At 41.1% G+C, this 9,114-nt stretch carries 5 protein-coding genes and 2 tRNA genes; 1 reads left to right on the top strand and 6 read right to left on the bottom strand.

The features are described 5' to 3' along the window. On the top strand, positions 1–3,357 hold a 3,357-nt coding region (locus HRT50_RS13555; protein ID WP_291615341.1), incomplete at its 5' end, for an Ig-like domain-containing protein. Positions 3,358–3,448: 91 nt separating this feature from the next. Here HRT50_RS13555 and HRT50_RS13550 read toward each other — a convergent pair. The 6 genes from HRT50_RS13550 to HRT50_RS13525 all read right to left on the bottom strand — a co-directional run bounded on the left by HRT50_RS13550 (position 3,449) and on the right by HRT50_RS13525 (position 8,882). Then, complete coding sequence (locus tag HRT50_RS13550) at positions 3,449–4,261, bottom strand: M48 family metallopeptidase (RefSeq protein WP_291615339.1); 813 nt, start codon at positions 4,259–4,261, stop codon at positions 3,449–3,451. Between the two features lie 215 nt (positions 4,262–4,476). After that, a complete protein-coding gene (locus HRT50_RS13545) occupies positions 4,477–5,610 on the bottom strand; it encodes a sodium ion-translocating decarboxylase subunit beta (protein WP_291615337.1) in 1,134 nt (377 codons plus the stop codon). Between the two features lie 8 nt (positions 5,611–5,618). Next, the gene (gene oadA, locus HRT50_RS13540) at positions 5,619–7,397 is read right to left on the bottom strand and encodes a sodium-extruding oxaloacetate decarboxylase subunit alpha (protein WP_291615336.1); all 1,779 of its coding nucleotides are present in this window, start codon (positions 7,395–7,397) and stop codon (positions 5,619–5,621) included. A 64-nt stretch (positions 7,398–7,461) separates the two neighbouring features. Further along, the gene (locus HRT50_RS13535; RefSeq protein ID WP_291615335.1) at positions 7,462–7,740 is read right to left on the bottom strand and encodes an OadG family protein; all 279 of its coding nucleotides are present in this window, start codon (positions 7,738–7,740) and stop codon (positions 7,462–7,464) included. A gap of 890 nt (positions 7,741–8,630) precedes the next feature. Further along, a tRNA-Arg gene (locus HRT50_RS13530) sits at positions 8,631–8,707 on the bottom strand. Positions 8,708–8,789: 82 nt separating this feature from the next. Beyond that, a tRNA-Ser gene (locus HRT50_RS13525) sits at positions 8,790–8,882 on the bottom strand. Positions 8,883–9,114: the final 232 nt, after the last annotated feature.

Below are 9,114 nucleotides of genomic sequence, written 5' to 3'. Positions count from 1 at the left end.
ATTGATGATCATATAGCCCCATCAGCACCAACTAATCTACAAGTACAAGATATTACATCACATAGTATTAATATCAATTGGCATATATCTACGGATGAACGTGATACAGCTGTTCTATATCGCATTTATCAAAATGATCTGTTAGTTTCTAGTAGCTATAAAAATCGATTTTCCTTCACAGGTCTATCTCCTGAAACTGAATATCAATTCAATGTTGCTGCGGTAGATGTTAGTGGTAATAGTAACCTAGGGGCTACTGTACTTACAGTAACTACACCTGCTATTGATCCTGAGTTACCTCGGTTCAATGCTGCCAGCTATCACTTTAGTTTAGTCACATCCTCTGAAATAAATCACTTATTAGGTTTAGTTTCAGCCAGTGACGCACAAAATAATATAATTAGCTACAGCATAACCTCAGGTAATGAGCAGGGGTACTTTACTATTAATTATCAGGGTGAAGTAACTCTAGCAAAAACCTTACCTACTGAGTCTAATACTATACAACCAACAATTCATAATCTGACGATCACTGCTACTAATAGTGTAAAAAGTGTCACGGCTGAGTTAAAGGTTATCGAAATAAATTCAGCTACACTCAGCAAACAAGGTCTTGCCAGAGAGATTTGGACCGGTATTGGCGGTTCATCCATTAGTAACATCAACCTAGATACCGCACCTAACACTCAAAATAGCATTACTCATTTTGAAACATCACCCAATATAGGTAGTAACTATGCACAACGTATACGTGGTTTTTTAATTGCTCCTGTTAGCGGCAGTTACAACTTTTGGATTGCCTCAGATGACAGCAGTCAGCTTCATCTTAGTGCTGATATGGATCCAGAAAAAACTGAAGTGCTTGCACGAGTTAACGGTTATACCAGTATTAGAAACTGGCGGGATAACAATACCATTAAGCAAGATATAGAACTACATGCAGGACAACTATACTATATTGAAGCTCTGCATAAAGAAGGCGGTGGCGGAGATCACCTCTCAGTTGCTTGGCAAACCCCTGATATGACAGAAAAATCATTAATAACAAGTGATAATTTATTACCTTATAGTGCCTTAGTACCCGTAATGCCAAAGCTTAATAATGGCATGCAGACAGACTTTAAAAATGATGGTAGCAGTTTACAGTTAGAACTTGAGATCCTAGAGCAGGCTGCAGATTTTCCTATTCGTATTTATTACGGACTTCGGGATGGCGGAACAAATGCAACTGAATGGCAATATGTCAGCGAGTTGTACACACTTGGAGCAGGTCTACACACACTAACGCTTAATAATATAGAGCCAGGGCAAGAATACTTTGTCCGTATCGAAGCCGTAGGTGTCATTGAAAGCCGATGGTCGTCATCTGCCTTTAAGATTAAAACCGTCACGATAGATCCAAGTAAAGTTGCCGGCGAAGCTCTACCTAATACATTATCTTTTACACTTGAGATTAATGGAGAGGCGCAACATATTGAACTTAATAAACACTCCGTACGTTCACCTAACTTCCAGCTACTCACCTATGATGAACGCAGACAGCCACAATATGCTCCTGTGGTACCTATGCCAGAGCCGCGTACTTACCGTGGTTATGTTAGCAATAACCCATTTATTGTGGTTACTGGAGTTATAGATAATAATGGCACCATTCATATGACAGGCTGGCGTGGTGACGGTAAAGCTTGGGGTCAAACCAAAGATGTATCCGCTTGGGTTAATTCTGATGCGTTAGGGAATAGTGAGTCTGCCACTACCGAGATAAAGTTAGATTTCCAAATGCCAGAAAAGAGTGAAAACACTTATTATATTCCTGAACCTGGCAATGACTTTCATAATAACTTAGCTCGAGTATCCTTTAGCTTTCAAAATACACAATATATCAATAGAGCAGAGGGCAAATTACTTAACGCTATTGCGCAGATGGAGAATCATGTTAATGAAACCGATTATCTCTGGGCGCAAAAAACAGGTCTACGCTGGGACCTTGGACGAGCTCTTATTAACGTCTTTGGAACTCCTGATGATGCCTCTGGTCCGCGACCAAGTGCTATCGACTCAAGCAACTTCAGCATCAACTTCCAAGATCCACGTAACGGTGGTTACTGCTGGGGCGGTGGAGATTGGGTCGGCTGTGTAGCAAACTACACCCTTAACTGGGGATTCTCTCATGAAGTTGGTCATAATATGGGGCTTGGTCATGGAGAACAGGCAGATAACGCCAATCAAATGCAAACCCCAGGTACTCAACTCGGAAATATGCAGGCAAGAAAGACTACCGCACGTCTGCAAAAAGGCAGTAAGTTTCGTCCGGCTAAAGCTGTGCTTGCGCCAATGTTACCTGCAGCATTTAAAGATTACGCGACGGTTTTCAGCAACGCTACCGCTGATATAACCCCCCTTGCTAATGACTATGATGCCAATGGAGATACCATCAGCATCGATACTTTTGATGCTATTACAGCGGAAGGAGGCACAGTTACTCGTAATGGTGACACCCTGCAATATACGCCTCAGGTAGACTTTATTGGTACTGATCAATTTACTTATACAGTTACAGATGGCACATACAAAACCGTTGGACCTGTGCAAATTCAAGTTCTGACGACAATAAATGATCACCTTGCTGGTGCTTGGGACATGGAAAGTGCTTCAGGTGAATTCACCCCAGATCTAAGTGGTCAAGGAAATCATCTTTACGCATACGGTAAGGAATTATCAAATTATATCGTTGGTGGTATAGAAGGAGAAGGCCTGGCAATTCCTATGATTGCTTCTAAAGATTCAGCTAAGGACGCTTTAGGTCATAAGCTGCTACCCCACCGCTTAGATCCTGGACATAATAGCTTCACTGCTAGTATCTGGTTTCAATACTCCGATATGGCAAGTAACAAGTTATTAATGGGTAAATCATCCAGTGGTCCAAAAAACATGGCTTATGGAGGCTGGGAGATCCGCTCAGAAGGTAACAACCTCGTCATGCAAGTAAGCTACCGTGACCGATTAATGGCCAATAATACGGTAGTAATTAGTGAAAATTCTGCAATTATTGATGGTAGTTGGCATCATGCAGCGATAGTGGTCGACCGTGAACTTGGCACACTAAAAGGCTATTTAGATGGGCAAGCTTTTGTAACACAAGGAACCTTACCACAAGGTAACGGGCCAATTATGGCAGCAATGAACTTTACCGGTTATGGTGGCGGTTCACCTTTTAAACTTGGCGGTCAAACAGAAGCTATTTGTGATGAAGCCAATGTTTGTACACCTAAAGCTGGGCAAGCGGTAGATAAAGCAAGAGTTTATCATCGAGCCTTAACAGAGCTAGAGGTTAATTCTCTATTTATTGCAAGATAATCTCTATTGCAAGCCATAAGTACCTTGCGTACTTATGGCATTTACGTTTTTATTAGAAATAATTCCCTCCCTAATTGATTCTATATTTCAATTAAGACTTTGCTATAGGGGTGGTGCTTGGTTTTATACAGTTAGGCTTTTTACTTGCTTGGTAAAACGTCAGCGACACAGGTAAATGTTCGGTTAATTGCTTGATACGTGTTTGGTTTGATGGGTGAGTTGACATAAACTCAGGCTGAGAACCGTCACTTAGCTTCGCCATATTTTGCCAAAGCTTAATACTGGCACTAGGTTCAAAACCCGAACGGGCCATCAGATCTTGACCGACAATATCGGCTTCACTCTCATGAGCACGCCCATAAGGCATAATTACCCCATATTGTAGCCCTACACCTAGTCCTGCCATCCATAAGCCTTTATTTTCGACATCAGTCATACCTACTGCTAGCGTTGCTGCAGCCATGCCCATATTTTGCAGCTTATTAGCTGATAAGCGCTCATTAGAATGGTGCTCAATGACATGACCAACCTCATGACCAATAATGGCAGCTAACTGATCTTGGTTTTCAGTGACCTTTAAAATACCGGTATAAACACCAATTTTCCCGCCCGGCAAGGCAAAAGCATTGACTTGCGCTGAATCAAAAATAACCACTTCCCAGTTACCTTTATGGACTGATTTAGGCACATTTTTGGTGATAGCCTTAGCCACACACTGGACAAAGTCGTTGGTCGCTTTATCTGTACTAATTGGGGTTTTCGTTTTCATCTCTTCGAAGGAAGCGGCGCCCATTTTATCAAGCTCGCTATCTGAAAATAGCATCACTTGTTTGCGACCAGTGCTCGAACTTGTACAGGCAGTAAGTGCAATTAATGCGCTAAGCATAATGAGGGGAAGTTTCATGGCTAACTTATATTATCCGTAAATTGTAAGTAGCGGTATTTTATGACGATGACTAGCAAGATACTAGTCGCTAATTATTATTAGTTAGCCAAACAGCTAAGACTATTGGAATACTAGCTATCATAGAAGGGTTAATTATCTGCATTATAAAAATAAAAAACCGAGCTTTGCTCGGTTTTTTTACTAAGTATCACTTATTCTATTACTTTCTCTACTTAACCGCCCACTAGAGCCAACAGAACGCCTGCTGCGACAGCTGAGCCAAGCACACCAGCAACATTGGGCCCCATAGCATGCATTAGTAAGAAGTTATGCGGATTTGCTTCTAAACCAACCTTATTAGCTACCCTCGCAGCCATAGGGACAGCGGAAACACCGGCAGCGCCAATAAGTGGATTAATAGGGATTTTAGAGAACTTATTCATAGTCTTAGCCATTATGACACCGGAAGCTGTACCAATTGAGAAAGCAACAGCGCCCAACCCTAATATACCTAAGGTTTCGACATTCAAGAACGCTTCAGCACTTAACTTGGAACCAACACCTAGACCTAAAAATATAGTGGTAATATTAATAAGCTCATTTTGCGCGGTGGAACTTAAGCGATCAACCACACCCGACTCTCGCATTAAGTTTCCTAAACAAAACATACCGACCAAGGGTGTTGCTGCCGGTAAAAAGAAAATAGTCATTAACAAGACACCTAATGGAAAAATAATTTTTTCTATTTTAGTGACTGATCTCAGTTGCGCCATTTCAATTTTACGTTCATCTAACGTGGTTAATGCTCTCATGATTGGCGGTTGGATAATAGGTACCAAAGCCATATAAGAATAAGCTGCCACTGCGATTGCGCCTAATAAATCGGGTGCTAATTTTGAAGCAAGAAATATTGCGGTAGGACCATCTGCGCCACCAATAATAGCAATAGCTGAAGCATCTTTAAGGGTAAACTCTATACCTGGGACATAGTTTAAGGCGATAGCGCCAAACAAGGTAGCAAAAATACCGAACTGCGCTGCTGCGCCTAAAAGCAATGTTTTAGGATTAGCGATAAGGGCACCAAAGTCCGTCATAGCACCAACGCCCATAAAGATAATGAGTGGAAAAATTCCCGTATCAATACCTGCGTAATAGATATAATGCAATAAACCACCGACTTCTGAAAAGCCTGATAATGGGATATTGGTTAAAATAGCACCAAAGCCCATTGGTAATAATAATAATGGTTCAAAGTTTCGAGCAATTGCCAAATAAAGCAGGCCGCAGCCCACTAACATCATAACAACTTGACCTAACTCAAAGTTAGCTAAGCCCGTTGAAAGCCATAATTTGATTAATGAATCCATGCTATCTCCTATGAAAAGCTAAGCAAGGCATCACCAACGGCAACAGAGTCGCCCTCTTTGGTAAATATCGATACAATTTCGCCAGCCGTAACCGCGCGAATTTCAGTTTCCATCTTCATAGCTTCCATAATGATAACGACATCGTCCGCTTCCACATGATCACCTTCCCTTACCAAAACCTTGAAGATGTTACCTGCTAATGGCGCATTTAGCGTTTCTTCTGCAGAGATAGACGCTGATTGTTTCATCGCATCATCACCGGCAGGAAGGGTTATCGAATCAATAGAGCCTCCAGGCGCAACGATTACATCATAAACCTTACCATCAACACTCACGGCATAATTTTCAGTTGCACCTGCACTAGTATTGTCTGCGACAGTTTTTGCCTTAGTACTCGCTTTGGTTGGGATAGGTTCAAATGCCGCAGGATTATTGCGATTTTCTAAGAATTTCAAGCCTATTTGCGGAAACAATGCATAGGTTAATACATCATCAATAATCTCATCAGCTAAGCTAATGCCTTTCTCTTTCGCTAGAATTTGTAGCTCTTCTGATAATTTATCAACTTCAGGGTCAAGTAAATCAGCAGGACGACAAGTGATAACTTCTTTACCGTCCAATACTCTTGCTTGTAATTCCAAGTCAACTGGCGCAGCTGTTGCACCATATTCACCTTTTAACACCCCAGCAGTTTCTTTTGTTATCGATTTATAACGCTCACCGGTTAAGATATTAAGTACCGCTTGTGTACCAACAATCTGTGACGTAGGAGTAACTAGAGGGATATAACCTAGGTCTTTACGTACCTTGGGTATTTCAATTAATACTTCATCAAATTTATCCGCCGCGCCTTGCTCTTTTAACTGGTTTTCCATGTTAGTTAACATGCCACCAGGAACTTGCGCTGTTAAAATTCGGGCATCAACACCTTTTAAGCTACCTTCAAATTCAGCATATTTTTCTCTTACATCACGAAAATATGCGGCAACTTCTGCCATTTTTTCAACATTAAGGCCAGTAGCGCGAGGACCACCTTCAACAATAGCAGCAATGGTTTCTGTTGGAGAGTGACCATAAGTCATGCTCATTGAAGAAATAGAGGTATCAATAACATCAATATCACTGTCGATAGCCTTCATTTGCGTGGCAAGACTTAAACCTGTGGTAGCATGACAATGCAAAGCAATAGGTAGAGCAACCGTCTCTTTTAACTTACCAATCAACTCAGCTGCATCATAAGGTTTCAATAACCCTGACATATCTTTAATACATAAAGAATGAGCACCCATGTCTTCGATTTTTTTCGCCATCGTTAACCAACCGTCCAAGCTATGTACTGGGCTCTCGGTGTAACTTAGCGTACCTTGGGCATGCGCGCCGACTTTAACTGCGGCTTTAATAGATGTTTGCAAGTTACGAACATCATTCATGGCATCAAAAATACGAAACACATCAATACCATTGATATGAGCACGTTCTACAAATTTTTCAACTACATCATCAGCATAATGGCGATAACCTAGAATATTTTGACCGCGAAATAACATTTGCTGTTTGGTTTTAGGCATCGCTTTTTTAAGGGCACGAATTCGTTCCCAAGGATCTTCACCTAAATAACGAATACACGAATCAAAGGTTGCTCCGCCCCACGACTCAATTGACCAATAGCCAACCTCATCAAGTGTCGCAGCAATAGGTAGCATATCGGCTAAGCGAAGCCTGGTGGCTAAAATTGACTGATGCCCATCTCTTAAGACTACTTCGGTGATACCTAATGGCTTACTCATGTTTATGCCCTTTAATCTAATTTTTAATTATAATGGTGAAGAAGAGTTTCAATTTCTATCAAGATTATTTATCTTGGCCATGTTGGCTACGATAGCGTTTGACCGCTCCGCTAATTGCAGCAACAACTGCTGGTGAAAAATCACCATGAGGTTTACTGTGGCTCTTGCTCTTTTTATTAGCGCGAGAAGACGATGCGACAATAGGATCCGGAAATTTTATTGCCAGTTTTGCCAGTACTGTATTAATAAATATAATTAACATACTTAAAAATACAAATACAAATACCATTCCGGCTAACATTAGGGTGCCAGCTTCAATAAACTGCTGCTGCATATTGTCCATTATTTATTCTCATTCAAATATCTTATAATTAGAATAATCACTCCAATAGCTACATTGCAAACAATTTTATTCAATTTCATAAAAATAACTCACCGTCAAGCCCTTAAAGGGCAAATATTCACCACATATACAGAAAAATACAGAAATATACGGAGTGCTTTGCATACTTGTAATATTGTATACATTATCAAAACCATGAATATAGGCATTCAGCAAAAGATAAAACAATATAATATACAATATACACAACTGGACGTACCACCCATATTATGGAATATATATACGAAAGTATTGGTAGTTAGTACAAAAAATGCGGACAAAAAACAACACAAATTAAATAACAAACGCTTAGTTTTAGCACCAAACGGTGTTCATCCTAATGATGAGCCTCATAGAAGGCCCACGAATAAAGCAAACTGTTCAGCCAAGTACCACTGATACATTTCTACCTGATTAGAAACGAAAAAAGCCCCACCTGTAAAGTGGGGCTTTCGATATGGTGGTCGCGGCAGACATCTACCTACAAGAGAAACCTGCGACTGTACGGTGACCCATAGTAGCCAACGTTCATATAGGTAAGCCTATCCAGCTGAGCTACGTTCACAGCGTGAAAGGCTACCCAGCTTACTTCAAGTATAAAAAAACATAGTAGAAGCTAGGTTTATTTATATCTACGTGAAGTACAAGAGTGATGAGCGCGGCAGGAATCTAACCTGCGAACACTTAACGCAATAAAGAACAGGATGCAGTTTCGTCGCCAACTTTCTATTTAAAATAAATCTATCCAGCTGAGCTACGCGCTTACTGTATGAAAAGGATGCGCAGGTTATTTCAGGCATAAAAAAACCTAGCAAAAGCTAGGTTTTTTACATCTACGTGAAGTAGAAAAGTGGTGGGCGCGGCAGGAGTCGAACCTGCGACCGCCTGGTTCGTAGCCAGGTACTCTATCCAGCTGAGCTACGCGCCCAAGATAAACTATTTTTTATATCTTAGTCTAAAGATAGTGAACTTTCGTTCTACACAACCATAATTTCTCATAAGAAAAATAATGGCGGAGAGGGAGGGATTCGAACCCTCGATCCGGCTACAAACCAGATACTCCCTTAGCAGGGGAGCGCCTTCGGCCACTCGGCCACCTCTCCAATAATTGCAAATAATAAGAAACTCTAAAAACACCTTATTACCAGCTATCAACTCTATTCATTCTAAAAAATAAAGCGTGTGCTTTATATTAAGCAACATCAGCCTCTAAGCTTAGAACGAAAAAAAACCCCACCAATTAGGTGGGGTTTTCAATGTGGTGGGCGCGGCAGGAGTCGAACCTGCGACCGCCTGGTTCGTAGCCAGGTACTCTATCCAGCTGAGCTACGCGCC

The organism is Colwellia sp. (assembly GCF_013215345.1).
Taxonomy (GTDB): Bacteria; Pseudomonadota; Gammaproteobacteria; order Enterobacterales; family Alteromonadaceae; genus Colwellia.
The sequence above is the reverse complement of the archived record's forward strand: the minus strand, read 5'-3'. Positions and strand labels throughout refer to the sequence as shown.

What these genes read in the sequence shown, in the direction of transcription:
- HRT50_RS13550 (WP_291615339.1), bottom strand. Translation starts at nt 4,261, where the DNA reads ATGAAACTTCCCCTCATTATGCTTAGCGCATTAATTGCACTTACTGCC.
- HRT50_RS13545 (WP_291615337.1), bottom strand. Translation starts at nt 5,610, where the DNA reads ATGGATTCATTAATCAAATTATGGCTTTCAACGGGCTTAGCTAACTTT.
- oadA (WP_291615336.1), bottom strand. Translation starts at nt 7,397, where the DNA reads ATGAGTAAGCCATTAGGTATCACCGAAGTAGTCTTAAGAGATGGGCAT.
- HRT50_RS13535 (WP_291615335.1), bottom strand. Translation starts at nt 7,740, where the DNA reads ATGGACAATATGCAGCAGCAGTTTATTGAAGCTGGCACCCTAATGTTA.